General features: G+C 70.9%; 21 protein-coding genes and 1 tRNA gene. 6 read left to right on the top strand and 16 right to left on the bottom strand.

Annotated features, from left to right (window positions below; translation table 11 throughout):
- Nucleotides 1-97 precede the first annotated feature (97 nt).
- Complete coding sequence (locus ACW9TB_RS28860; RefSeq protein WP_472751218.1) at nt 98-1318, top strand: acetyl-CoA C-acetyltransferase; 1221 nt, start codon at nt 98-100, stop codon at nt 1316-1318.
- Nucleotides 1319-1405: 87 nt separating this feature from the next.
- Here the strand turns inward: ACW9TB_RS28860 and ACW9TB_RS28855 are convergent, their stop codons facing one another.
- From ACW9TB_RS28855 to mfd, 15 genes are all read right to left on the bottom strand, one after another.
- Entirely contained in the window at nt 1406-1816 is a 411-nt protein-coding gene (locus tag ACW9TB_RS28855; protein WP_472751217.1) for a PPOX class F420-dependent oxidoreductase, read from the bottom strand.
- A 69-nt stretch (nt 1817-1885) separates the two neighbouring features.
- The gene (locus tag ACW9TB_RS28850) at nt 1886-2113 is read right to left on the bottom strand and encodes a DUF4287 domain-containing protein (protein WP_329093696.1); all 228 of its coding nucleotides are present in this window, start codon (nt 2111-2113) and stop codon (nt 1886-1888) included.
- 423 nt (nt 2114-2536) lie between these two features.
- Nucleotides 2537-3322 carry a Bax inhibitor-1/YccA family protein gene (locus ACW9TB_RS28845; RefSeq protein WP_472751216.1) on the bottom strand — a complete coding sequence of 262 codons (786 nt, stop codon included), beginning with the start codon at nt 3320-3322 and terminating at the stop codon, nt 2537-2539.
- A gap of 147 nt (nt 3323-3469) precedes the next feature.
- Entirely contained in the window at nt 3470-3853 is a 384-nt protein-coding gene (locus ACW9TB_RS28840; protein ID WP_472751215.1) for a winged helix-turn-helix transcriptional regulator, read from the bottom strand.
- A 320-nt stretch (nt 3854-4173) separates the two neighbouring features.
- Nucleotides 4174-4246 (bottom strand) — tRNA-Leu (locus ACW9TB_RS28835).
- Nucleotides 4247-4448: 202 nt separating this feature from the next.
- Complete coding sequence (locus ACW9TB_RS28830) at nt 4449-5765, bottom strand: NAD(P)/FAD-dependent oxidoreductase (RefSeq protein ID WP_472751214.1); 1317 nt, start codon at nt 5763-5765, stop codon at nt 4449-4451.
- A 170-nt stretch (nt 5766-5935) separates the two neighbouring features.
- Complete coding sequence (locus tag ACW9TB_RS28825; RefSeq protein ID WP_472751213.1) at nt 5936-6736, bottom strand: uracil-DNA glycosylase; 801 nt, start codon at nt 6734-6736, stop codon at nt 5936-5938.
- Nucleotides 6737-6948: 212 nt separating this feature from the next.
- Nucleotides 6949-8025, bottom strand: a complete 1077-nt coding sequence (locus ACW9TB_RS28820; protein ID WP_472751212.1) for a hypothetical protein — start codon at nt 8023-8025, stop codon at nt 6949-6951.
- Nucleotides 8026-8256: 231 nt separating this feature from the next.
- Nucleotides 8257-9216, bottom strand: coding sequence for a Ppx/GppA phosphatase family protein (locus ACW9TB_RS28815; RefSeq protein ID WP_472751211.1), 960 nt, complete (start codon nt 9214-9216; stop codon nt 8257-8259).
- Nucleotides 9213-9764, bottom strand: a complete 552-nt coding sequence (locus ACW9TB_RS28810; RefSeq protein ID WP_472751210.1) for a DUF501 domain-containing protein — start codon at nt 9762-9764, stop codon at nt 9213-9215. The genes ACW9TB_RS28815 and ACW9TB_RS28810 overlap by 4 nt, the downstream gene beginning before the upstream one ends.
- A gap of 40 nt (nt 9765-9804) precedes the next feature.
- Complete coding sequence (locus ACW9TB_RS28805) at nt 9805-10215, bottom strand: FtsB family cell division protein (RefSeq protein ID WP_472751209.1); 411 nt, start codon at nt 10213-10215, stop codon at nt 9805-9807.
- 177 nt (nt 10216-10392) lie between these two features.
- Nucleotides 10393-11670 carry a phosphopyruvate hydratase gene (gene eno / locus ACW9TB_RS28800; protein ID WP_472751208.1) on the bottom strand — a complete coding sequence of 426 codons (1278 nt, stop codon included), beginning with the start codon at nt 11668-11670 and terminating at the stop codon, nt 10393-10395.
- Between the two features lie 287 nt (nt 11671-11957).
- On the bottom strand, nt 11958-12902 hold the full coding sequence (locus tag ACW9TB_RS28795) for a nucleoside triphosphate pyrophosphohydrolase (protein WP_472751207.1): 945 nt from the start codon (nt 12900-12902) through the stop codon (nt 11958-11960).
- Nucleotides 12903-12911: 9 nt separating this feature from the next.
- Complete coding sequence (locus ACW9TB_RS28790; protein ID WP_472751206.1) at nt 12912-13556, bottom strand: SurA N-terminal domain-containing protein; 645 nt, start codon at nt 13554-13556, stop codon at nt 12912-12914.
- A 27-nt stretch (nt 13557-13583) separates the two neighbouring features.
- Entirely contained in the window at nt 13584-17126 is a 3543-nt protein-coding gene (gene mfd, locus ACW9TB_RS28785; protein WP_472751205.1) for a transcription-repair coupling factor, read from the bottom strand.
- 153 nt (nt 17127-17279) lie between these two features.
- On the opposite strand from mfd, the gene ACW9TB_RS28780 reads away from it, so the two are divergent.
- The gene (locus ACW9TB_RS28780; RefSeq protein ID WP_472751204.1) at nt 17280-18008 is read left to right on the top strand and encodes a class I SAM-dependent methyltransferase; all 729 of its coding nucleotides are present in this window, start codon (nt 17280-17282) and stop codon (nt 18006-18008) included.
- 115 nt (nt 18009-18123) lie between these two features.
- Nucleotides 18124-19353, top strand: coding sequence for an adenylyl-sulfate kinase (gene cysC / locus ACW9TB_RS28775; protein ID WP_472751203.1), 1230 nt, complete (start codon nt 18124-18126; stop codon nt 19351-19353).
- Between the two features lie 62 nt (nt 19354-19415).
- On the opposite strand, the gene ACW9TB_RS28770 is transcribed toward cysC, so the two are convergent.
- On the bottom strand, nt 19416-20552 hold the full coding sequence (locus ACW9TB_RS28770; RefSeq protein WP_472751202.1) for a glycoside hydrolase family 26 protein: 1137 nt from the start codon (nt 20550-20552) through the stop codon (nt 19416-19418).
- 320 nt (nt 20553-20872) lie between these two features.
- On the opposite strand from ACW9TB_RS28770, the gene ACW9TB_RS28765 reads away from it, so the two are divergent.
- The 3 genes from ACW9TB_RS28765 to ACW9TB_RS28755 all read left to right on the top strand — a co-directional run bounded on the left by ACW9TB_RS28765 (nt 20873) and on the right by ACW9TB_RS28755 (nt 25036).
- Nucleotides 20873-22306, top strand: a complete 1434-nt coding sequence (locus ACW9TB_RS28765; RefSeq protein ID WP_472751201.1) for a YveK family protein — start codon at nt 20873-20875, stop codon at nt 22304-22306.
- Nucleotides 22303-23640: a hypothetical protein gene (locus ACW9TB_RS28760; protein WP_472751200.1), complete on the top strand. Its 1338-nt coding sequence runs from the start codon at nt 22303-22305 to the stop codon at nt 23638-23640. Before ACW9TB_RS28765 ends, ACW9TB_RS28760 begins: the two co-directional genes overlap by 4 nt.
- A 244-nt stretch (nt 23641-23884) precedes the next feature.
- Complete coding sequence (locus tag ACW9TB_RS28755) at nt 23885-25036, top strand: hypothetical protein (protein ID WP_472751199.1); 1152 nt, start codon at nt 23885-23887, stop codon at nt 25034-25036.
- Nucleotides 25037-25049 lie beyond the last annotated feature (13 nt).

Here is a 25049-nt window from a genome sequence, read left to right as displayed (position 1 = left end):
CGTACAAAGTTCTGTTACCGCGCCCCCGGGGCGTGGCTTCGGGCATACCGCACGGTACGCTCCGCTGGAGGAGCAGACACGAACCCAGGAGAGCCACATGCCCGAGGCAGTCATCGTCGCGACCGCGCGCTCGCCCATCGGACGCGCCTTCAAGGGGTCCCTCACGGACATCCGCCCCGACGACCTGACCGTACAGATGATCCAGGCCGCGCTTGCCAAGGTCCCCCAGCTCGACCCGACCACGATCGACGACCTCATGCTGGGCTGCGGCCTGCCGGGCGGCGAGCAGGGCTTCAACATGGGCCGCGTGGTCGCCACCCTGCTCGGCCTGGACACCGTGCCGGGCACCACCGTGACCCGCTACTGCTCGTCCTCGCTGCAGACCACCCGAATGGCCCTGCACGCGATCAAGGCGGGCGAGGGTGACGTGTTCGTCTCGGCGGGCGTGGAGTGCGTCTCCCGCCTCAAGAACGGCAGCTCCGACCAGGGGCCCGACACGATGAACCCGCTGTTCGGCGACGCCCACGCCCGCTCGGTCAGTGCCGCCGAGGGCGGCAAGGGGGTCTGGCACGACCCGCGCGAGGACGGCCAGGTGCCCGACGTCTACGTGGCGATGGGCCAGACGGCGGAGAACCTCGCCGGTCTGAAGGGCGTCTCCCGGCAGGAGCAGGACGAGTTCGGCGTCCGCTCCCAGAACCTGGCGGAGAAGGCCCTCGCCAACGGCTTCTGGGAGAGGGACATCACCCCGGTGACGCTGCCCGACGGGACCGTGGTGAGCAGGGACGACGGCCCCCGCGCCGGGACCACGTACGAGGCGGTCTCCCAGCTCAAGCCGGTCTTCCGGCCCGACGGTACGGTCACCGCGGGCAACTGCTGCCCGCTGAACGACGGCGCCGCCGCCGTGATCGTGATGAGCGACACCAGGGCCGCCGAACTCGGCATCACCCCGCTCGCCCGGATCGTCTCCACCGGGGTGACCGGCCTGTCCCCCGAGATCATGGGCCTGGGCCCGGTCGAGGCCTCGAAGCAGGCCCTGGCCAGGGCGGGCATGGCCATCGGCGACGTCGACCTCGTCGAGATCAACGAGGCGTTCGCCGCCCAGGTCATCCCGTCCTACCGGGACCTCGGGATCGACCTCGACCGGCTCAACGTCAACGGCGGCGCCATCGCGGTCGGCCACCCCTTCGGGATGACCGGCGCCCGCATCACCTCCACGCTGATCAACAGCCTCGCCTTCCACGACAGGTCGATCGGCCTGGAGACCATGTGCGTCGGCGGCGGCCAGGGCATGGCCATGGTGCTGGAACGCCTCAGCTGAGACCGGCTCTCCTGGCGTGAAGGATGAGTCCGGCCGGGCGCTCGGGGATCCGGCGCCCGGCCGCGACGCCTCCGTACCGGAGACCGATCAGCCGTGCACGTCGGGACCGGCGCGGGTGATCGCGATCCTCAGGATCACCCGCCGCTCCCGCTCCATGGCGGCCCGGTAGTCGTCCCAGTCGGGATGCTCACCGGAGATGTCGCGGTAGTAGCCGACCAGGAGATCCATCGCCTCGGGCAGCGGGACGATCTCCGCGACGCCGTCGATCTGGATCCACTCACCGAAGAAGGCGTCGGCCGTCACGCAGAGCGACACCTGCGGGTTCCTGCGGAGGTTGCGCGTCTTCGCCGCGGTCTCCCGGGTGCTGACGATCGCGTTCCCCTCCGCGTCGAGCCCCACGACGACCGGGGAGAGTTGCGGGCGTCCGTCGGCGTGCGAGGTCAGCATGACCGCGCGGTGGTTGGCGCGGATGAACGCGCGTGCCTTGTCATGATCCATGACCCCATCATGGCCCGCACATCAAAGCCCGCACCACCGAAGTGGCGCGGGCTTCACGGAGATAGTCGACTACAGATAGCGGGTACGGCGATGCCGCTCGTGCTCGTGCACAATGGCGGCGGCGTAGCCGTGGGTCAGCCCGTGCTCATCGGCGAGCCAGGTGGCACGCTCGTCACAGCGAAGGAACGACGGGCCGTTGTCGATTGCCTGGAACCACTCTGGGAGTGCGCGTCCCGTGATGTCCGGGACCCTTGCGATCAGCTTGCTCTGCGTCTCCAGTGAGTGGTTCAACGACATGGGCACCTCCACGGATAGGCTCCTTTGCTCGACAGTGCATCACGAAAGCCCAGATAGCAAGCCCCGGGATGCTCTCTTCCGTCGCGGTTCGTCTATCCCCCGTTGCCTCCCGTTCACTCACGTGTCTCCTCGGAAAAACGAAAAGTCCGAAGGGCCCGATCCGGTGCCGCCGTCCTCGGCCGGACCGGCGGCGGACGGCACACCGCTCCTGACCTCCCCGGCCGGGGCGACCGGGGCGCGCGGCCCCGCCGCCACGAGATCATCGTTCTTCCGGCCGATCCACCGTGACGGAGGTGGGGAACGGCTGGAACAGACGAACCGCCCCGCTCGCGATGAACTCGGTCATCGCGAGCGGGGCGGTTCGGTTGCCTGAAACCTGACGGGCCCGGCCTGAGGGGATCCGGCGGGGCCGCCGGTGGTTCGTCAGTCGCTGCTTGAGAAGTAGCTCAGCAGGCGCAGGATCTCCAGGTAGATCCAGACCAGGGTGACGGTCAGGCCGAAGGCCATCAGCCACGAGTACTTCTCGGGGGCGCCGTTCTTCACCCCGCGCTCGACCTCGTCGAAGTCGAGGAGCAGGAAGAAGCAGCCGACGAGGATCGCGGCGATGCTGAACGCGTAGGCCAGCACGCCACCCGACCGGATGCCGATGCCGTCCTCGATGAAGAACCCGGCGACCAGGTTGATGAGCGCGAGGCCCATCAGGCCCAGGGCCGCGGCCACGACGAACTTGGTGAACTTCGGCGTCACGCGGATGATGCGCAGCGAGTAAACGGTCAGCATGGCGGCGAAGGCCAGGGCCGTGCCGACCACCGCCTGGAAGACGATGCCGCTGTACAGATCGTTGTAGACGTGGCTGATCACACCGACGGCGACGCCGTAGGCGACCGAGTAACCGAGGATCAGCACGGGGTTGGTGCTGGACTTGAACGAGATGACCAGGGCGAGGATCAGGCCGACGATGACACCGGCGATCGCCGCGACCATGCCGAGGTTGAGCACCCAGGCGACCGCTGCCGAGACGACAAGCGTGCCAAGTGTGATGAAACCACGCACGACCACGTCGTCAATCGTCATCGTCCGCTGTGCGGGCGGCGCGTATGACGGCGTGTTGTACATGCCCTGAAGCTGGTCAGGGGTGGGGGTCGGCACGCCCCAGCCTTGCTGCTGGCCCTTGGCCTGCCGACTGAATACCGGGTTCTTGCTCTCCATCGCTGCCTCCACGCTGCGACCTACGCGATCAGCGTATTAGATCGGTTGTCACACGGCCGTATCGTGCTGATATCTATGTTGTCCAAGTGACCGTACGGCTACCGCCGATATTGCCAACGAACGGGTAGCGCGTCCGGTTCCCGGGCCTCACGTCTGTTTCGCCGATCGCTCGTCGAAAAGCCGCTGCGACGCCTCGACCTCGTCGAGGTTGCGGCGCGCCCACTCGCAGATGCCGGTCACGGCCACCGACAGGTCGCGCCCCATCCGGGTAAGCACATACTCCACCGTGGGCGGCGAGGTCGGATAGACATTTCGCTCGACGATGCCGTCGCGCTCCAGGGCCCGCAGCGTCCGGGTCAGCATGCGCTGGTTGATGCCCTCGATCCGCGCCTTGAGCCGGGAGAAGCGCTGGGCGCCGTGCCCCAGTGCCGCGATCACCAGCAGGGACCACTTGTCCCCGATGTGACCGATCACCTGGCGGGCGATCCCGTCCGCCCGGAGCATGGGCTCCAGGTTCGCCTCGTCCCTCATGGTTACTATTTTATACCAGGGGTCCATCGAATCCCAGACGGCGAGACGAATCGTCCCGGGACCGCTCCGCCCGCGCGAGGCGCGCCGGGGTCGCCGGGGTCGCCGGGGTCGCCGGGGTCGCCGGGAGAGGCGGCTGGCGGCGAATCCCGAACGCCCCCGAGGAGACGGATCACATTTAGGTAACCTCAAAAGTTTTGCGGGCGCATTTGGGATGGGCGGCCGTGGCCGTTCGGCACCGGCCATGGAGAGCGGGATAACGAGGAAAGGCCCGCGACCGCGTTTTCACTGGTCATGGGCCTTGTTCGGCAGATCATCATGAGTGCCCCCGGAGGGACTCGAACCCTCACTCGAACCCTTTTAAGGGGTTTGCCTCTGCCATTGGGCTACGGGGGCGCCGTAATCATACGTAACGGACCACTCATGCGTAACTGCTCAAGGCAACCGTCGCATCACTTCCGCTGAGAATCTGTGGATCGTCCCCCCTTCGGGGGACCCGGTCAAGGAATAGCACACCGCCGGGAACGGCGAACCCGGCGGCGGGCTCGTCGCCCGGCGCCGGGTTCGGGGGTGCGGTCCGGCCTCCGGGGCCGGGCGTTCAGTTCCTCGCCGCGGCGCGAAACTCGGTGCGCGGCTCCTCGATCTCTCCGAGGGAGACGGTCTCGCGCTTGAAGAAGAGCGCCAGGGTCCAGTCTGCCGTCACGCGGACCTTGCGGTTGAAGGTGGGCACCCGCGACAGGTGGTAGGTGCGGTGCATGAACCACGCGGCGAGCCCGCGGAGCTTGACCCCGTAGACGTTGGCGACGCCCTTGTGCAGGCCGAGCCCGGCGACGGAGCCGACGTACCTGTGCCGGTAGTCGGCCAGCTCCTGCCCGCGCAGGCTCCGGGTGATGTTGTCCGCGAGGACCTTGGCCTGCCGTACGGCGTGCTGCGCGTTGGGCGCGCAGTACTCGCCGGGGTTGGTCAGGTCGGGCACCCCGGCCACGTCTCCGGCCGAGTAGGCGTCCTCGACGCCGACCACGGTCAGCCGGGCGGTCGTCTTGATCCGGCCGCGCTCGTCGAGGGGCAGGTCTCCCGCGTTGACGACCGGGCTGGGCTTCACCCCGGCGGTCCACACGATGGTGGCGGCCTCGAACTCGTCGCCGTCGGAGAGCTTGACCAGGCCGCCCACGCAGGAGTCGAGGCGGGTCTTCATCTTGACCTCGATGCCGCGCTCGCGCAGCTGCTCGGCGGTCCAGGCGCCCATCTCGGGGCCGACCTCGGGGAGGATGCGGTCGGCGGCCTCGACGAGGATCCAGCGCATGTCCTCGCGGGAGATGTTGCGGTAGTAGCGGGCGGCGTCGACCGCCATGTCCTCCAGCTCGGCGAGCGCCTCGACACCCGCGAAGCCCCCGCCGACCACGACGAACGTCAGGGCACGCCTGCGCAGGGCCTCGTCGTCGTCGCTCTCGGCCCGGTCGAGGAGTTCGAGCACCCGGTTGCGCAGCGCGATCGCCTCGCCGACCGTCTTGAAGCCGATCGCGGCGTCGGCCAGGCCGGGGATGGGGAGCGTACGGGAGATCGATCCGGCGGCCATCACCAGGATGTCGTAGTCGATCTCGTGCGGCGTGCCCACGTTGGGCGCGAAGGTGACGGACTTGGCCGCGTGGTTGACCTTGGAGACCTTGCCGTTGAGGATCGCCGCCTTCGAGAGCACGCGGCGGAGCGGGACGACCACGTGCCGGGGCGAGAGGTTGCCCGCGGCGGCCTCGGGGAGGAAGGGCTGGTAGGTCATGTGGGATTCGGGGGTCAGGACGGTGATTCGCACGCTTCCGTCGCGCAGTTGCCCGCGGAGCGTGTGCTGCAGGCGCAGCACGGTGTAGAGGCCGACGTAGCCTCCGCCGACGACCACGATGTGCTTGGAGTTGCGGTTCACTTCGACGCCATCCTTCGTTTCGAAGCTTGTGAAACCTTTCACAAGGATACGCTCGCGCTCCCGATCACGCCAGCCGCCCACCTGGCAAGACGGTCAGAATTTCCGCTACTGGCTAGAAACAGCCGCTCTTCTCCGGAGAATTCCCGGAGATCTTCTCTTTGTGATCGAGTTCACAAGCCGCGAAGCGCGTTCGCCCTGGTGAAGAGGTCGTCGAGCATCCGCGCGGTCACCCGGCCGGTGAAGGTGTTCTGCTGGCTGGGGTGGTAGCAGCCGAGAAGATACGCGGGACTTCCCTGGGGAGAGGTGATCTCCACCTCCGCGCCGTGCCCGAAGGACGGTCTCGGCCGGGGCAGGACGTACCCGGCGTCCCGCAGCGCGGGCCAGATCGCCTGCCAGGCGAAACCTCCCAGCGCGACGACCACCCGTACGTCCGCCGAGACCAGGGCGACCTCGCGGGACAGCCAGGGGAGGCAGGCGGCCCGCTCGGCGGGCTCGGGCTTGTTGGCGGGCGGGGCGCACCGGACCGCCGCCACCATCCGCGCGCCGACGAGCCGCTGGCCGTCGTCGGCGCGGACGCTGGTCTCCTGTACGGCCAGGCCCGTCCGGTACAGCGAGGCGAACAGCCAGTCGCCGCTGCGGTCTCCGGTGAAGATCCTCCCGGTCCGGTTGCCGCCGTGCGCCGCCGGGGCCAGCCCGACGATGAGGACCTCGGGCCGCTCGTCGCCCCACCCGGCGATGGGCCGGCCCCAGTAGGTCTCCTCGGCGAACGCCCGCCTCTTGACCGTCGCCACCTCCTCGCGCCACTCCACCAGGCGCGCGCAGGCCCGGCAGACCGACTGCGCGGCCGTGAGCTCCGCGAGGGTACGGCTCTCCCCCGCGAGTTTCCGCACTTCGGCGGGGTCGTGGGCGACGGGGGTACCGGGCCGGGCGGGGTCACCGGGCCAGCCGGATCCGGGAGGAACGTAGGTCATGCCTTTGATGGTGCCCGACGCGGGAGACCGCCCGGTCCGTAACGCGTACGCGGCCTTTGGAAGAGGGGCTCGGGAAAGCGCGGGCTTTGGAAGAGGAGCTCGGGAACGCGAGAGGCGGCGCCCGCTGGGTGCGGACGCCGCCTGTCTCACTTGGGACGCGGCCCGGCGTCAGCCGCCGGGCGCGCTACTTCGACCTACCGTCTACCGTGCCCTCAGGGAGCGGGGGTCGCGGTGGGGGTGGGGGTCGGAGTGGGGGTGGGCGTCGGGGTCGGCGTCGGGACGGGCTTGCAGAAGACCTTGCCCACCACGGTGCTGGTGGTCGAGCCACCGTAGATCTCGATCGCACGCTTGGACTCGCCGGAGGCCGAGGCGGTCCAGCTGTCGGACACGCTCTGGCTCTGCGAGCCGTAGCCGCTGAAGTGGGCGTACTTCCAGTCGCCCGCCACACCGTTGGTGAGCCAGCGGTACTTCACGGTCGTACGACCGCTCGCGCTGATCGTGCCGGTGAACGTACGGGTCGTCGGGCAGGTGCCGGCGTAGAAGGACGGAGCGTCGACGGACGCCCAGACCTTCGGCGACGTGTCCTCACAGCGGATCTTGAAGTAGGCGCGGTTGGAGGAGGTCTCCACCGGGCCGACGATCTGCAGCGAGGCCCAGCCCCTGAAGTCGTCACGGGGCTTGATCACGTGGAAGACCTTGCGCGAGCCGTTGACGCGAACGGTGTCACGCTCGACGACGCGGCCGTTGACGACCCAGCGGTAGTGCACCCAGCGGGTACCGGAGGCCTCGATGCGACCGATCAGGGCAGCCTTGCAGTTGCCCTCGTCGACCCACACCTCGGCGCTGACGCGGGGAGGAGACTTGATCTCGTGGTCGTCCTCACCGGAGCCACAGGAGACCGAGAAGTAGCCCTTCGAGGAGGTGGCGCCGCGCGGGGACAGGACCTGGACGGCCTGCCAGCCCTTGACGTCACCCTTGAAGGTGGCCTTCTCCTTGACCGTGAAGCTCTTGACGCCCTTGCCGCGGAAGGTGAAGGACTTCACCTTGCTCTTGGAGCCGTCTCCACGCAGCCATCGGTAGGCGACCGTGGTCTTGCTCTTGACGGCCTTCACCTTGAGCTTCGAGGAGAAGGTCACGCCGACGGGGCACTCACCCGCGTACTTCGCGGGCGACGCCTTGGGGGTTCCGGCAGAGACGGCGGGCCTGGGCTTGGCGGCCGAGGCCACCTTCCCCGCCTGGCTCGACCCACTGGCCGCCGCTGCGGGCGTGGCCAGCATGCCTACTGCCATGGTCGCCAGCATGGCCGCGCTGGCTCCTGCTGCGGCTAGCTTTCTGGCTAGTCCGGACTTCATGAGGGGATGCTCCGTTCGTTGGGAAGCAAAATCGCTCAGGAGACGGTTGCCGCCCCGACAACAGCTGTGCCGGGCCCCACGGCAAAGCCTCACTAAAGCTTCTTTACCTAACCATAAACGGGAAGCTTTCCTCAATACTCCCTAAACAGGCGAATTGTCTAGGTCTTGTTATGAGTCAGCGACCGACCACGCAATGCCATCAAGGATGTCGTGCTCGCTGGCGACCACATCGCCGAAGCCGTAGCGGGTCACTATCCGGTCCAGGATGAGCGCGCCCGCCCCGATCACGTCGACCCTGCCGGGATGCATGATGGGAATCGCGGCCCGCCGTTCAACGGTCATTCCAAGCAAGCGCTCGGCGATGTCATGCACCTGACCTGCTGCAATTCGCGAGTGGTGGATTTTCTCCGGGTCGTATTCCGGCAGCTCAAGCGCTATTCCGGCCACGGTGGTGACGGAGCCCGCGAGCCCGACCATCGTCAGCGCCCGCTCCACGGGCACCTCGGCCGCGACCCGGTCGAGCGCGTCGTCGATGTCGGCGGTCATCGCCTCGATCGCCTCCGCCGACGGCGGGTCACCCGCGTCGCGCAGGTGACGCTCGGTCAGCCGGACACACCCGATGTCGACCGAGAGCGCGGCCTCCACGTGGGTCGAGCCGAGCACGAACTCGGTCGAGCCGCCGCCGATGTCGACCACGAGGTACGGGGGGCGGGTGCCGTCGGGGGCGGGCAGGCCCGTCTCGTGCGAGAACCGCACGAGATCGCGGGTGGCCCCGGAGAACGACAGCGCCGCCTCCTCCGCACCGGTGATCACCTCGGGCTCCACGCCGAAGATGTCGCGTACGCCGTCCACGAAGTCCTGGCGGTTGGCGGCGTCCCTCGTCGCGCTGGTGGCGACCACGCGGACCGAGGAGGCCCCGTGCTCCTCGATGAGCCCGGCGTAGCCGCGCATGGCGGTGAACGTACGCTCCAGGGCCTCCGGGGCCAGCCTGCCGGTCCTGTCGACCCCCTGGCCCAGCCGGACGATCTCCATGCGGCGTTCCAGGTCGGTCAGCCGGTCCCTGCCGACGTCGGCGACGAGCAGGCGGACGGAGTTGGTGCCACAGTCGATCGCGGCGACGCGGATCACTCGGTCTCCTTCGTGGTCGGTACTACGGGGTGGGCCGCGCACGGCCCGGCGGGTTGGGCGGCGCACGGCCCGGCGGACCACCAGTCGCCGAGCGCGTCGAGGGCCTCGCGGCCGAAGGGGCTGCTCCCCGGGACGGCGAGCTCGTGCCCGACCAGGGCGTGCAGGCACTTCACCCGGGTGGGCATGCCCCCGGTGCTCTGCATGTCGCGGGGCAGCGGCTCCAGGCCGTCCTCGGCCGCCGCCCTGTCGCGGCGCGTCACGTAGTCGTCGTGGGCGGCCCGGTACGCGGCGGCCAGCTCCGGGTCGTCGGCGAGCCTGGCCTGCATGTCCCGCATCATCCCCGAGGTCTCCAGCGTGCCGATGGCCGAGGCGGCCCTGGGGCACGTGAGGTAGAACAGGGTCGGGAAGGGGGAGCCGTCGGGCAGCCTCGGGGCGGTCTCGACGACGTCGGGAAGCCCGCACGGGCAGCGGTGCGCCACCCCACGCAGTCCGCGCGGCGTCCGGCCGAGCTGTCGCTCCACCGCCGCCACGTCGCGATCGTCAACCATTCGTGACACCCCCTGAAAGACGACAACCAGGGTATCGGCGTCATCCGGCGGCCTTGGCCGCCTTCTGCCCCCTGCCGCTGTCGGCGGCCTTGACCGAGTCCCAGAGCGTCTCGTACCACGGCGGTTTGGCGACGGTCTTGCGCTCACCGGTCGTGCCCCGGCCCGACGAGGGCGACTCGCCCATGACGACGTAGCACTTCTGCCCGGGGTCGCAGTAGAAGAGCCGCTCCCTGCCCTGCCGCTTGATGAAGCCGGGGTCGAGGAGCTGCTTGGAACGGTCGTCCAGGGCCTTGATCGCGGCGATCTCCCTGGCCTTCTCCTGCTCCAGCTGGGCGATCTGGCGGCGCTGGGCGACGTACTCCCTGATGGGGTAGGCGAGGCTCATGGCGATCGCGCACACCACGATCGCGAGCACCGCGGCCCGTCCCGTCAGCTGCGGCCGTGCCGCCATGCGCCCTCCTTCGTCTCCGCGCTCTCGTGGCGTCGTCCACCGTGCCCCGCGTCGATCTCCGGTGATCTCCGGTGATCTTCTCGCTCCGGTCTCCTCGGACGGGGCCGGAGCGGGGAGGCCGGCGCTCGTCCGCGGTGTGGCCCGCGCCCGGATCCGGACGCGGGCCGCGAGACGAAACTACCGCCGGAAACGCGGGAAGGCGGCACGACCCGCGTAACGGGCCGCGTCGTCCAGAAGCTCCTCGATGCGGAGCAACTGGTTGTACTTGGCCACCCGGTCGGAGCGGGCCGGGGCACCGGTCTTGATCTGGCCGCAGTTGGTGGCCACGGCGAGGTCGGCGATCGTGGTGTCCTCGGTCTCGCCGGAACGGTGGCTCATCATGCAGCGGTACCCGCTGCGGTGGGCCAGGTCCACGGCGTCGAGGGTCTCGGTCAGGGTGCCGATCTGGTTGACCTTGACCAGCAGCGCGTTGGCGGTGCCCTCGGCGATGCCGCGGCCCAGGCGCTCGGGGTTGGTCACGAACAGGTCGTCGCCGACCAGCTGGACCTTGTCGCCCAGGGCGCGGGTGATGGCGTTCCAGCCCTCCCAGTCGCTCTCGTCCAGCGGGTCCTCGATGGAGACCAGCGGGTAGTTCGCGACCAGGTCCTCGTAGAAGGCGATCAGCTCGGTGGCGGACAGGCCCTTGCCGTCGATGGTGTAGACGCCGTCCGAGTGGAACTCGGAGGCGGCCACGTCGAGGGCGAGCCCGATGTCCTCACCCGCGACGTATCCGGCCTTCTCGATGGCGACCAGGATCAGGTCGAGCGCGTCGCGGTTGGAGGGCAGGCTCGGCGCGAAACCGCCCTCGTCGCCGAGGCCGGTGGCGTAGCCCTTCTCCTTCAGCACGGCCTTGAGGGCGTGGTAGACCTCGGTGCCCATCCGGACGGCCTCGCGGAACGTCTCCGCCCCGATCGGGGCGATCATGAACTCCTGGATGTCGACGTTGCTGTCGGCGTGCGCGCCGCCGTTCAGGATGTTCATCATCGGCACCGGCAGCACGTGCGCGTTCGGACCGCCGAGGTAGCGGAAGAGCGGCAGCTCGGCGCTCTCCGCGGCGGCCTTGGCCACGGCGAGCGAGACACCCAGGATGGCGTTGGCACCAAGGCGGGCCTTGTTGGGCGTGCCGTCCAGGTCGATCATGACCTGGTCGATGCTGCGCTGCTCGGTGGCGTCGAACCCGAGGATCTCGTCGGCGATCTCGTCGGTCACCCCGAGAACGGCCTTCTCGACACCCTTGCCGCCGTAGCGCTCGTCGCCGTCACGCAGCTCGACGGCCTCGAACTGGCCGGTGGACGCGCCGCTGGGAACCGCGGCACGCCCCTGGCTGCCGTCGTCCAGGAGGATGTCGACCTCAACCGTCGGGTTGCCCCGGGAGTCAAGGATCTCTCGGGCGGTAACGCCCTCGATGGAAGCCACGAAGCGCTCCTAAAGTCGCAGGACAGTTTGCCTCAGAAGCCTACCGAGACCTACTAACCGGTAGGGCTGCCGGGACGCCTCCGGACGGTGACCGTACGGGGTCGGGAGGCGGGCCGGAAGGTGACCGGGAGACGTCCGGGGGCAGGGGGCGGCCAAGATCCGGGGAGGTGGCCAGGGTCTGAGAGGTTGCCGGGGTCTGGGAGGTGGCTGGGGTTTGGTGGGTGGCTGGGCTGGGGGGGTGACGAGGCCGGGCTTCGTTCCGGGGCGGAGGACCCGGAAGCGCGGTCTCAGGGGCGCTGGGCGCGGACCCGGTCGCGGTAGGCGCGGGCGACGGCGCGCAGCTCGGCTTCCGGGTCGAGCCCGGCCTCCCCCGCCTGCCGTACGAGCTCGAAGAGCCTGGCGCCCAGGCCGTCGGCGGGAACCTCCTCAGGGAGGGCGGCGGGGGCCCCGGCGCGCTCGGCGCGGCGCAGGAGCTGCGCGGCGAGGGAGAGCGCAGGCTGGCCCATCGGGACGCCGTCGACGGCCGAGCCCGGGTCGCCGCCGTTCTTGGCCGCGCGCTCGGCGGCCTTGATGGTCTCCCAGTTGGCGCTGACCTCGCCCGCGCCCTCCACCCGGGTGTCGGCGAAGACGTGCGGGTGGCGGCGGACGAGCTTGGCGACGATGCCCTCGGCCACGTCGTCGACGTCGAACCCGTCGGGCCTCTCGGCGGCGACCCGCGCGTGGAAGGCCACCTGGAGGAGCAGGTCGCCCAGCTCCTCGCGCAGCGCGGCGTGGTCGCCCTCCTCGATGGTCTCCAGCACCTCGTAGGCCTCCTCGATGAGGTACGGGGCCAGGGACTCGTGGGTCTGGCGGGCGTCCCAGGGGCATTCGACCCGGAGCCGGTCCATCACCGAGACCAGGTCGAGCAGCCGCGCGCCCGGCAGGTCGTACGAGCCCGGCACGACCTCGATCACCGGCGGCTCGTCGAGCGCCACGGCGGCGTAGCCGATGGAGCGCATCAGCGCCTCGTCGGCCTCCAGCCACACGACGGTCGCCGACCCGGCCTCGCGGACCAGCGCGGCCGGGTCCGGGACGACCACCTCGACCTCGACCCCGGCCTCCGCCAGGTAGGGCAGGTGCGGGTGGTCCGCGGACCCGGTGCGTACCGGGCCCTCCTCAAGGACCCGCCACGCGTGACGGCTGAGCAGCCCCGGGGCGACCCGGGGCGAGGTGGTGACGACGATCAGCGGCATGCCCGGAGGCTACTGCTGCGGCGGCGCGGGCGGCGCGTCGGCGGGGCCGGGAGCCGCGGGGGCGCCGAACCGTCCGGCGTCGACGAAGACGCTCGGCTGCTGCTCGCTCCGCTGCTCGTTCAGCGTGCCGTAGCGGGGGTTCCAGGTGATCGGCACGGCCTGCAGATCCTTGATCACCTGCACCTGGCCGCGCTGGATGGCGGCCTCGTCCGTGCCGCCGCCGTACTTGGCGATGAGCTTGCTGATCATCACCTGCGACTTCATGAACTCGCGCGCGTGCGAGGGCGCCACGGCCTGCTGGAGCATCTGCTGCTCGAACTTCTCCTGGCCGCCCTGGCCCGTGATCACCTGGTCGACCTCACCCTCGGTGACCGTGATGCCCTTGCTCGCCGCGACCTGCGCGTGCTGCCTGGCGTTGGCCAGCTGGAAGAGCACGAGCTGCGGGACGCTGTCCTTGAACTGCAGCTGCGAGGCGGAGACGTTGGCCTTGGCCAGCGCCGCCTCGTACTCGCGCACGTTCCTGTCCAGCTCACCGGAGCTGATGCGCTCCCCGCCCACGACGGCGGCGGCACCGGCCTGGTTCGGAGAGCAGGCGGTCAGCGCGACACCGGCGGCGGCGACCGCCAGGATGACGCGAATTCGAGTCGACTTCACATGCGTTCCCTTCACGACAAACGTCGCTTACTCTACCCGCACGGTTTCGAGGAACATCGCCTCGACGAGATCACCGCACCACTTGAGCAGGTCCAGGTCGCGCAGCGGCTGGCCACCGAGGGGTCTGGTCTTGGGCACCGGCACCAGCAACGTACCGGCCGCCTGCTTCAGCAGCGCCTTCGGGTAGAGCCTTTGCAGCCTGACCTGCTGGGAGTCCTTCAGGTCCACCGGCGCGAACTTGATGTTCTGCCCCTGGAGGGTGACGTCGGTGAGCCCGGCACGGCGGGCGCGGACGCGGAAGCGGGCGACCTCCAGCAGGTTCTCCACCTGCTGGGGCGGCCGTCCGTACCGGTCGACGAGCTCGTCGCGCACCGCGCCGATGTCGGAGTCGGAGCCGATCGCGGCGATCCGCTTGTACGCCTCCAGGCGCAGCCGCTCGGAGGTGACGTAGTCGTGCGGGATGTGGGCGTTGATCGGCAGCTCGACCTTGACGTCGGGCCGCTCGTCCTCCCGGTAGGTGCCCGCGAGCTTGGCCTTCTGCTCCTGCACGGCCTCGGCCATCATGCGCACGTACAGGTCGAAGCCGACGCCCGCGATGAAGCCCGACTGCTCGGCGCCCAGGATGTTGCCCGCGCCGCGGATCTCCAGGTCCTTCATCGCCACGTACATGCCCGCGCCCATCTCGGTGTGCTGGGAGATGGTGGCCAGGCGCTCGTGGGCGGTCTCGGTGAGGGGCTTCTCCGGCGGGTACAGGAAGTAGGCGTAACCGCGCTCGCGGCCCCGGCCGACCCGGCCGCGCAGCTGGTGGAGCTGGGACAGGCCGTAGTTGTCGGCCCGGTCGACGATCAGCGTGTTGGCGTTGGGCACGTCCAGGCCCGACTCGACGATCGTGGTGCAGACGAGCACGTCGAAGTCGCGCTCCCAGAAGCCCACCATGATCCTCTCCAGCTGGTGCTCCTGCATCTGGCCGTGCGCGACGGCGATCCTGGCCTCGGGCACGAGCTCGCGCAGCATGGCCGAGACCTTGTTGATGCTGGCCACCCGGTTGTGGACGAAGAAGACCTGGCCGTCGCGCATCAGCTCGCGCCGGATCGCGGCGCCGATCTGCTTCTCGTCGTACGGGCCGACGAAGGTGAGGATCGGGTGCCGTTCCTCCGGCGGGGTGAGGATCGTGGACATCTCCCTGATGCCGGTGAGGCCCATCTCCAGCGTCCGGGGGATCGGGGTGGCCGACATGGCCAGCACGTCCACCTGGGTGCGCAGGTGCTTCATCGCCTCCTTGTGCTCGACGCCGAACCGCTGCTCCTCGTCGATGATGATCAGGCCGAGCTGCTTGAACCTGACCTCGGGCGAGAACAGCCGGTGCGTGCCGATCACGACGTCGACCGAGCCCTCCCGCATGCCCTCCATGGTCGCCTTGACCTCACTGTCGCTCTGGAACCGCGACAGCGGCCTGACGTTCAGCGGGAACCCGGAGAACCGCTCGGCGAAGGTCGACATGTGCTGCTGCACCAGCAGCGTGGTCGGCACCAGGACCGCGACCTGCTTGCCGTCCTGCACCGCCTTGAACGCCGCCCGGACCGCGATCTCCGTCTTGCCGTAGCCCACGTCGCCGCAGATCAGCCGGTCCATCGGGATCGGGCGCTCCATGTCGCGCTTGACCTCGTCGATCGCCTCCAGCTGGTCACCCGTCTCGGCGTACGGGAAGGCGTCCTCCATCTCCCGCTGCCAGGGGCTGTCGGGCGCGAAGGCGTGGCCGGGCGAGGCCATCCGGGCGGAGTACAGGCGGATCAGCTCCCCGGCGATCTCCTTGACCGCCTTCTTGGCCTTGGTCTTGGCCTTGGCCCAGTCGGCGCCGCCCATCCGGTTGAGCGTGGGCGACTCGCCGCCGACGTAGCGGGTGACCTCGTCGAGCTGGTCGGTCGGCACGTAGAGCCGGTCGCCCTTGGCGTACTCGATCACCAGGTACTCGCGGGTGGCGCCCTGCACGGTCCGCTGCACCATCTCGACGTAGCGGCCCACGCCGTGCTGCTCGTGCACGACGTGGTCGCCGACCTTGAGCTGGAGCGGGTCGACCATGTTGCGGCGCCGGGAGGGCAGCCGCCGCATGTCCTTGGTCGACGCCTTCTGGCCGACCAGGTCCAGGTGGGTCAGCACGGCCAGCGCCGGGGTCACGAACCCGTGCTCGACCAGGCCCGTGGTGACGTGGACGACCTTCCTGTCGGGCACGGTGTCGAGGCCGGGCTCCAGGCGCGCGGGCAGGTCGACGCCCTTGAGCAGCTCGACCATGCGCTCGGCGGGGCCGTGGCCCTCGCTCAGCAGGACGACGACCCGGTCGGAGTCGAGCCAGCCCTTGATGTCGGACAGCGCCCGCTGGGTGTCGCCCCGGTAGGACTCCACCTCGCGCGCCCTCAGCGCCCGCCCGCCACCGTCCGTGTCGTCGGCGCCGTCGGCGCCGAACGGCGCGAGCGACCACCAGGGCCTGCCGAGCCGCCGCGCGTGGTCGCGGACCTCCTCCAGGTCGCGGAACGCCGCCGCGTCCAGGTCGATCGGCGCCTCGCCGCCGGAGGCCGCGTTGATCCAGGACGCCTCCAGGAACTCCTGGCTGGTCCGCACCAGCTCGTCGGCGCGCCCTCGGATGCGCTCCGGGTCGCACACGAAGATCGCCGACTGTCCCGGCAGGTGGTCGATGAGCAGGTCCATCTCCCCGGCGAGCACGGGCGCGAACGCCTCCATGCCCTCCATCGGCACGCCCTCGGCCAGTTGCTCCAGGATCTCGGCCAGGGAGGGATGCGCCTCGGCGAGCGCCCGCGCCTTCTCCCTGACGTCGGCGGTGAGCAGCAGCTCCCGGCAGGGGGCGGCGAACAGCCCGTCCCCGGCCACCTCCAGCGAACGCTGGTCGGCGACCTTGAACCAGCGGATCTCCTCGACGGTGTCCCCCCAGAACTCCAGCCGGAGCGGGTGCTCCTCCGTGGGGGGGAAGACGTCGAGCAGGCCGCCCCTGACCGCGACCTCGCCGCGCTTCTCCACCATGTCGACCCGGTGGTAGCCGTTCTCCACGAGGCTGTGGACGACGCTGTCGAGGTCGGCGTCGTCCCCGGCGCGCAGCCGCACCGGCCGCAAATCGCCCAGCCCCCGGACGATCGGCTGGAGCAGCGCCCTGATCGGCGCGACGACCACGTGCAGCGGCCCCGCCGACTGGTCACCCTCGACCGGGTGGGCCAGCCTGCGCAGCACCGCCAGGCGCTGCCCCACGGTGTCGCTGCGCGGCGACAGGCGCTCGTGCGGGAGCGTCTCCCAGGCGGGGAAGACCGCGACGGTGCTCTCGCCCAGGAGGCTGGTGACGGCCGAGGCGAGATCCTCGGCCTCGCGCCCGGTGGCGGTCACCGCGAGGACGGTCCTGGCCGCCCCCTCGGCGCCCTCCCTCGCCAGCGCCGCCACCGCGAAGGGACGCAGCGCCGGCGGCGCGACCAGCGACACGTCGGACGAGTCGCCCCCGCGCACGTCCCGAAGAAGGGAAGCCAGCTCAGGCTCCCCGGCGACAAGGTCCAGAAGTCCGGAAAGACTCATCAGATTCGCCCTCAGCCCCACGACGGCAACACGACAGCCCCGGGCCGGGAAGACACGGGGGGTACCCGCCCAAGGCTACTTGCCCGGCCGCCCGCTCTCGCAAAGAGTGGTAAATGCACGACGAATCGTGCTGAGTTGACTACTCTCGGTTACATGTCAGAGGTGAGGTCGGTCGTCGATCGAGACGACGTGTTGAGTCAGCGGATCAGGGAGCAGTGGAGCGGCCAGCTCGGCCGGCGGCTCGACATCCTGATCGCCGGGTGCGGATGGCCGGAACCGCTCGATCTGGCGCAGACGGAGTCCAGGGTCATCGGGATCGACGAGGACCTGCCCGTGTTGCGCACGAGCACGTCCGCCCGCAAGGACCTGGACTCCTGGGCGCTGGGCGACCTGCGCTCCGTGCCGGTGCCCCCGCGGGCTTTCGACATCGTCTACGTGTCGTTCCTGCTGGAGCGGATCGAGCACGCAGAGCTGGTGCTCGACCGGCTGCTCACCGGGTTGCGCCCCGGCGGGCTGCTGCTGGTCAGGATGCGCGACCGGGCCTCGGCGTACGGGGCGTGCGACCGGCTGACGCCCGCGAGGCTGCGGCGGACGCTGTGGCGCAGGTTCGCCCCGGCGGGGGCCGTGGGCCCGCTGCCCGCCGTCTACGAGCAGATCGCCTCGCGCGAGGGGATGCACTCCTTCTGCCTGGTGCGGGGGCTGATGGTGACCGAGGACATCTCCGCGGGCAGCGGTCCCGCGCTCCGCGGACCTCTCGGTAAGCTTGCCCGCGCCACCTGCTCGGTGGTGGAGGCCCTCTCCAGGGGGAGCCGGCCCGCGTCTCACGACGAGATAACCTTGGTGATCCGCAAGCCCCAGAGTCATTTCGCCCGGTTGATCTGAGATCCACCGGACCGAGACACCTGGGATTCACCGGGCGGGTGGATCCCAGGCTCGCCGGACCGGGGCGCCATCGTGAGCGGGGCGGGCAAGTCCGACGATCACGATGGTGGAGCAGATGACGGCGCCTTTCGAGTGGACCCCAGACGCCCGCGAGCTGGCCGACCTTGAGCTGCTGCTCTCCGGCGCCTTCAGGCCGCTGGCGGGCTTCCTGAGCTCGGCCGACGCGCACGCCGTGGACGAGCGCGGCACCCTCGCCGACGGCACGCCGTGGCCCGCGCCGGTCACCCTCGGCCTGCCGGACGACCACCCGGCCGCCCCCGGCGACCGGATCACCCTGCGTGACCCCGAGGGCGCGGCGCTGGCCGTGCTGACCGTCACCGGCCGCGAGGACGGCTTCGTCGCCGGGCCGGTCGAGGCACTGAACTCCCCCGAGCACGGGCCGTTCGCCCGGCTCCGCCTCACCCCGGCGCGGGTTCGCGAGAAGCTGGACGGGCGGGAGTCGGTCCTGGCCGTCACCATGCGCGGGCCGCTGGGCGACCTCGGCGAGATCCTGGCGACCGCGCAGGAGCTGGAGGCGTCGATCCTGCTGCTCCCGCTGGCGTACGGCGAGGGCGGGCCCGCGGTGGTCCGCGCCGCGCTCAAGGCCCGCGACGGGCTGCCCGAGGACACGCTCGTGGCGGTGGTGCCGCTGGCGCCCAGGGAGCCCGCCCTCGACCTGGAGCTGCGCGAGCGCGTGGCCGAGGCCTACGGCGCGACCGAGCACCTGGCGGGCCCCGAGCCGGTGACGCTCCCCGGCCCGCCGCACCGGCGGGGGCTGGTGGTCTTCTTCACCGGCCTGTCCGGCTCCGGCAAGTCGACCGTCGCCCGGGGGCTGCGCGACGCGCTGCTGGAGCGCGGCAGCCGCACGGTGACCTACCTCGACGGCGACGTGGTCCGCCACCTGCTGTCGGCGGGGCTGACCTTCTCCAAGGCCGACCGCGACCTCAACATCCGCCGCATCGGCTTCGTCGCCGCCGAGGCCGCCAGGCACGGCGGCCTCGCGATCTGCGCGCCCATCGCGCCCTACGCCGCCACCCGCGAGGAGGTACGCGCGATGGTCGAGGCCGTCGGCGCCGACTTCCTGCTGGTGCACGTCTCCACCCCCCTGGAGGAGTGCGAGCGCCGCGACCGCAAGGGCCTCTACGCCAAGGCCCGCGCGGGGCTCATCCCCGGGTTCACCGGCGTCTCCGACCCGTACGAGGAGCCGGACGACGCCGACCTGGAGATCGACACCACCGGCATCAGCGTGGACCGGGCGGTACACCAGGTGCTCGACCCGCTGATCCAGGGCGGCTGGATCCGGTGACCCGGGTTCGCTGATCGGGGCTTCGGCGTTCCTCTTGGTGCTCCGGGGCATGGTGTTCCGGGTCAGCCTGCGGGGACGGCGGCGTTGAGGTGCGGGTCCCGGGCGAGCTCGCCGAAGGCCCTCCGGCCGCCGGGCGTGGTGTCGAACCGGGTGTCGCCCCGGGGGGCGCGCGGCGAGTCGAAGTAGACCAGGGCCTTGATCTGCGGGTATTCGCCGATCTCCCGGCGTACCGAGGCGAAGAACGACTCCTTGAATCCGGGCCGGTCGTGGCGCTCGAAGACACCCCATTCGGCGAGCATGACCGGTTTCTCCGGGAAGCGTTCCCGCATCCAGCGGTAGAACCCGGGCCACCGGGGGAACTCGGGGCGGGTCTTGTTGACCAGCCCGTCGAAGCTGTGGACCCTGTGGTCGACGTAGGGGTCCATCGCCACCCAGTCGACCACGTCGTCACCGGGGTAGAGCTTCTCGAACCAGGGTTCCGACGCCCAGTTGGGCGCGCCCATGTAGGTCATCACCGTGACCGCGTTGGTCACGCCCCCGTGCCGCAGGCGCGTCACGACGTGGCGGAACATGGCGGCGTAGTCGGCCGCCGTCATGCCCCTGCCGGGAGCCTCCCGTACGTCGTTCTCCGGCTCGTGGTGGATGGTGAGGAAGAACCGCTCGGGGAAGGTCCGCACGATGTGGGCGGCCAGCCTGTCGATCCGCTCGTCCAGCGCCCCGCGGGCGATCTGCTCCCAGGTGTGGTCGAGGGACGGCTTCCAGTTGACCAGCAGGAGCCTGCGGCCGTCCGGGTCGCGGGCGACGGCCCGCTCCGCGGGGGTCGGGAAGAGCTCGTCGGCCCGGTGGTAGACGTGCATGATGTCGGCCGGACGGCCCATGCGCCTCTCGGCCCTCTCCAGGGCCCGCCCCGGGGGCCGTCCCGTGAAGATCTCCGGTGCGACGCCCCACCAGGCGCCGCAGGAGGGGACGAGCTTGGCGGTGACCTCGCAGGCCGCCCCCGCCTCCGGGGCCTTCCCCGCGTCCGGGGCTTCTCCCGCGCCGGTGGCGTCCGCGGCGTCCTGGGCTTTCCCGGCGTCGGCGGCGCTTGGGGCGCCCGCGGCGTTCGAGGTCTGCCCGCCCCCGCTCAACCCCGCGATACCCAGCACGAGGATGCCCAGCCCCAGCGCCATGACGAGGCAGGAACCGGCGATTCTTACCACGCGCGGAATTACGTCTATAGCGGCATTTGTCCGATGCACCGGTTCCTCACAGATGTCGCGCGTACGTATTCGTGGACCGTCTTCGACCGTCACGGGGAAACACCTTCCCATCGCCCGGACGTGCCTCGTCCCTGACTTTGCCGGTCCGTGCCGTAGCCACCGGGCGGACGACGGAAAATATCGGATAAACAGGTGTTATCTCCCTGTGATTAGCCGGACCGGCACGAGGAAAATCTTGTGTATCCGTTCGGGAAATGGAAAGCCGACCTATAGTTCCTAGGGTTCCCAGCGTCTGTTCGCCGGAGAGGCACCCGCGACATATGAGCCCGTCACCGGACGTCCCCGCCCGCCGCGGAGGCGAGGACCTGGCGGACTACGCGTCGCTTCTCCGCCGCCGATGGCCGATCGCCCTCTCCCTGCTCCTCGCCGGAACCGCGTGCGGCATCACCCTGCTGTGGCTCACCCCGCCCTCCTACACCGCTTCCGGGCAGGTCCTGGTGACCGCGACCGGCTCGCAGGAGCAGACCAACCAGGTCACCAGCCGCCAGCGTGAGCCGCTCAACCTCGACACCGAGGCCCAGGTGGCCAGGTCCGCGGTGGTCGCGGCGAAGGCCCGGCGGCTGTTCGGCGGCCTCTCCTGTCCCGCGCAGGTCTCGGTGCCGCCCAACACCTCGGTCCTGGAGATCTCCTGCAGCGCCGCCGACCCGAAGGCCGCGGCCTCGGGGGCGAGCGCCTATGCCCTCGCCTACCTGGCCCAGCGCCGCGAGTCCTCCACCCAGACGCTCGCGGCCCAGCTCAGGGCCGTGCTGGTCAAGCTGAGGCAGACCGACACGAGTCTCACCAAGGTCGCCACCACGCTCCCCGGCCTCGCCAGGGGGACCACCGAGCGGGCCCTCGCCCTCCAGCGGCAGAACGTCCTCGCCCGCCAGGTCCACAGCCTCACCGCCAGATACGACGCCCTCAAGACCGTCGCCGTCACCCCCGGCTCCGTGATCAGCCAGGCGGTGGCACCGGCCGGTCCCACCACCCCCCGCCCGCCCCTCTACCTGGGCAGCGGCCTCATGGCGGGGCTGCTCTGCGGGGTCGGGGCCGCCTGGCTCCGCGACCGCCTCGACACCACCCTGCGGACCGCCGCCGACGTCACGCGCCTGACCGGCCTCGACGCCGTCAACGGCGGGGAGACGCCCGGCCTGGCGGGCGCGGTGCTCGTGGTCGCGATCCCCGGCACCTCCTCGCGCGAGGTGAAGGACGCCGTACGGGCGCTGAACGATCGCGGGGTCCCCGTGGTCGGCGCGTTCGTCATCGGCGACGACACCCCCTCACCCCCCGCGTTCCCCGCCGCACGGGCCTCCTCCCACGCCGTACGGGTCCCGCAGATCGCGCCCGCGGTACGACCCGGGGCGCGATACCGCGAGGGCGCCCCGAGGAGGGCCGGACGCCCCCTGGCCGGTCTGGCGGGCGGCCCGGCCGCGCCGGAACCACCCGGCGAGCGTCCGGAGGCACCGGCCCGGCCGGGAGCCCCCGAGGACGCGGCGCGCGGGACGGCCGGAGCGCACGGATCACCCGGCACACCGGAGACACCGCTCGCGTCCGGGACGCACGAAGACAAAGCATCCGTGACTTATGGCGACAAAACATACAGAACAGGCGGAGACGGATCACGCGGGGCGTACGGGGACGGCGCGGCGGAGGCGTACGGGAACGTTCCAGTCGTCCGGCAGGCGGCGGGCGGGCGGAGGGGGCGCAGGCTGTGAGGGGTCCGCGTCCGGCCGTCTGGCCGATCGCCGCGCTCCTGGTGGGATACCCGGTCTGGTGGGCGCTCGGCTTCGGAGGCCTGTCGGTGGTCGTGGTGGCCCCGGCGATGGCGCTGGTCCTGTGGCGGAGGCGGCCGATCAGGGCGCCGCGCGGCTTCGGGCTCTGGCTGCTGCTCCTGGCGGGTTACCTGATCAGCGCGCTCATGCTCGGCGAGATGCCGCCCGGCACCTACGGTGAGTTCGGCGCCGGGCGGCTCCTCGGCTACCTCATGCGCCTGTGCCTCTACGTCTCGCTGCTGGTCATGGTGCTCTATCTGGGCAACCTGACGGAGGAGGAGCTGCCGCAGCTCACCCTGGTCCGCATGCTCGGCGCGCTGTTCCTCACGACCGTCGCGGGCGGGCTGCTGGGGGTGTTCGCCCCGCGCGCCGAGTTCACCTCGCCGGTCGAGATGGTCCTCCCCGGCTGGATCAGCGGCAACTCCTTCGTCCACAACCTGATCCACCCCACCGCCGCCCAGGTGCAGAAGGTCCTCGGCCACGCCTCGCCGCGCCCCGAGGCACCGTTCGAGTGGGCCAACGCCTGGGGCGGCAACCTCTCGGTGCTGCTCATCTGGTTCGTGGTCGGCTGGTGGGTGTACGGCGGGCCGCGCAGGCGCCTGGCCGTGATCCCGCTGGTCGCGCTGGCCGCGATCCCCGTCGTCTACTCGCTCAACCGCGGCCTGTGGATCGGGCTCGGGGTCGCCGCCGCGTACGTCCTGCTGCGCCTGGGCAGGCGAGCCCGCGTCGTGGCCTGCGCGGCCCTGGCCGCGGGGGCGCTGGTGTTCGCCCTCAGCCCGCTGCGGGCGATGGTGGCCCAGCGGCTCGACAGCCCGCACAGCAACGACATCCGCGCCTTCACCGTCACGGCGACCGTCGCCGCCGCGGCCACCGCGCCCCTCGTCGGGTACGGCAACACCCGCAACGCCACGGGCAACCACCGGACGATCACCACCGGCAAGAGCGGCTGGTGCCCCACCTGCGGCCATCCACCGCTGGGCGGGGACGGCCAGCTCTGGCACCTGATGATCACGCAGGGGTTCACGGGAGCCGCGCTCTACGTGGCGTTCTTCGCCGGGGCCGTCCGCCGCCACTGGCGTGACCGGAGCCCGATCGGCATGGCGGGGGTCCTCGTGATGATCCTCACCCTCCTCTACATGTTCGTCTACGACGGGCTGGTCACGCCGCTCAGCCTGTACCTCGTCTCGTTCGCGCTGCTCTGGAGGAACTCCGTCAACGACCCCCTCCCGAAGGAGGGGGCCCGAAGTGCGGCGACGCGCCTCGAAGCCCCGCGTTGACCAGCCCACGTCGATCACCCAGGAGGTGCGTTCGATTGACCACGTCTCATGGAGGCCGGCAGACCCACCGGCGGATGCCTCCTCAGCCCGCCGCCCCGGAGTCCGCGTCGGCGGACACGCCCGGGGGCGGGCACGAAACGGGACGCGGACCCCGCTTCGGCGCGGTGACCCGTTCGGAAGCGTGGCTCCGTGCCGCGTTCGCTCCGCTGCCCGGAGGCGTGGACGTCCACGCCGGAGAAACGTGATGAACGACGCCCGCGCCCGGCTGCGCTACCTGGACCAGACCCTCGACCTGCTGTTCCCCGGTCCCGGCGCCCCGAGCCCGTACACCCTGCTCCCCCACCGGCTGGTCCCCCGCAGGCTGGTCCCCCGCGCGTGGTGGCACCCCGGCGGGAAGGTCACGGTGCCGTCGGGGCGGGACGGCATCGAGAGCCACCTGAGCGAGGTGTTCGGCACTCCCGTACGCGTCACGCTGCGCGTGCGCCCGGCGCGCCGGGCCAACCGCAAGCCGATCCTGGAGGCGCGGGCCGCCGACGGGCCGATCGCCTTCGTGAAGATCGGTGACACCGACCTGACCCGGGAGCTCGTCGCCCACGAGGCGCGGACGCTCGGCATGCTCGCCGGTGTGCCGCTGAAGACCGTCGTCCCGCCCGCCGTGCTGCACCACGGATCCTGGCGCGGCCTGTCCGTGCTGGCGCTCACCCCGCTTCCCGTACGGCGGGGACGGATACCGCGCGACGTCCTCACCGACGCGATCGCCGAGATCGCCCGCATTCCCGGGGACCACGTCCAGGACCGCGTTCCTTTCGGCGACCTAGCCGGGGGAAACCCGGCCCGGGGAAACCCGGCTCAGGGGGACCCGCTTCCCGGAAACCCCGCCCGTACCGGCCAGTCCCCCGGAGACCCCGCCCGTACGGAGCCGCCCCCCGGAGACCCCGCCCGTACCGGCCAGTCCCTCGGCGACCCCGCCCGTGCCGAGTCAGCCCCCGGAGAAGCCTTCGCGGGCCGGGGCTCCGGGGAGCCGCCCGCGGATCGGGGATTCTCCTGGCACGGTGACCTGACGCCGTGGAACATCTCGCGCGGGCCCGACGGGCGGCTGCTGGTCTGGGACTGGGAGCGGTTCGGAACCGGGGTCCCGCTGGGTTTCGACGCCGTCCACCACTTCTTCCAGCGGGCCCTGCGCCGCGACGACCCGGTCACCGCGGCGAGGTCCTGCGTGGCGGGGGCCCTGCGGATCCTGGCCCCGTTCGGCCTGTCGGCCGCCGAGTCCCGGCTGACCGCGCTCCGCTATCTGATCGCCCTCGCCGACCGCCACGCGGCCGACGGCCACGCGCCCCTCGGACCGCCGGAGCGCTGGCTCACCCCTCTCGCCGACTCCCAGGAGACCCTGCTGTGAAGGCTGTGAAGGC

Source organism: Streptosporangium sp. H13245 (assembly GCF_055690525.1).
The sequence above is the reverse complement of the archived record's forward strand: the minus strand, read 5'-3'. Positions and strand labels throughout refer to the sequence as shown.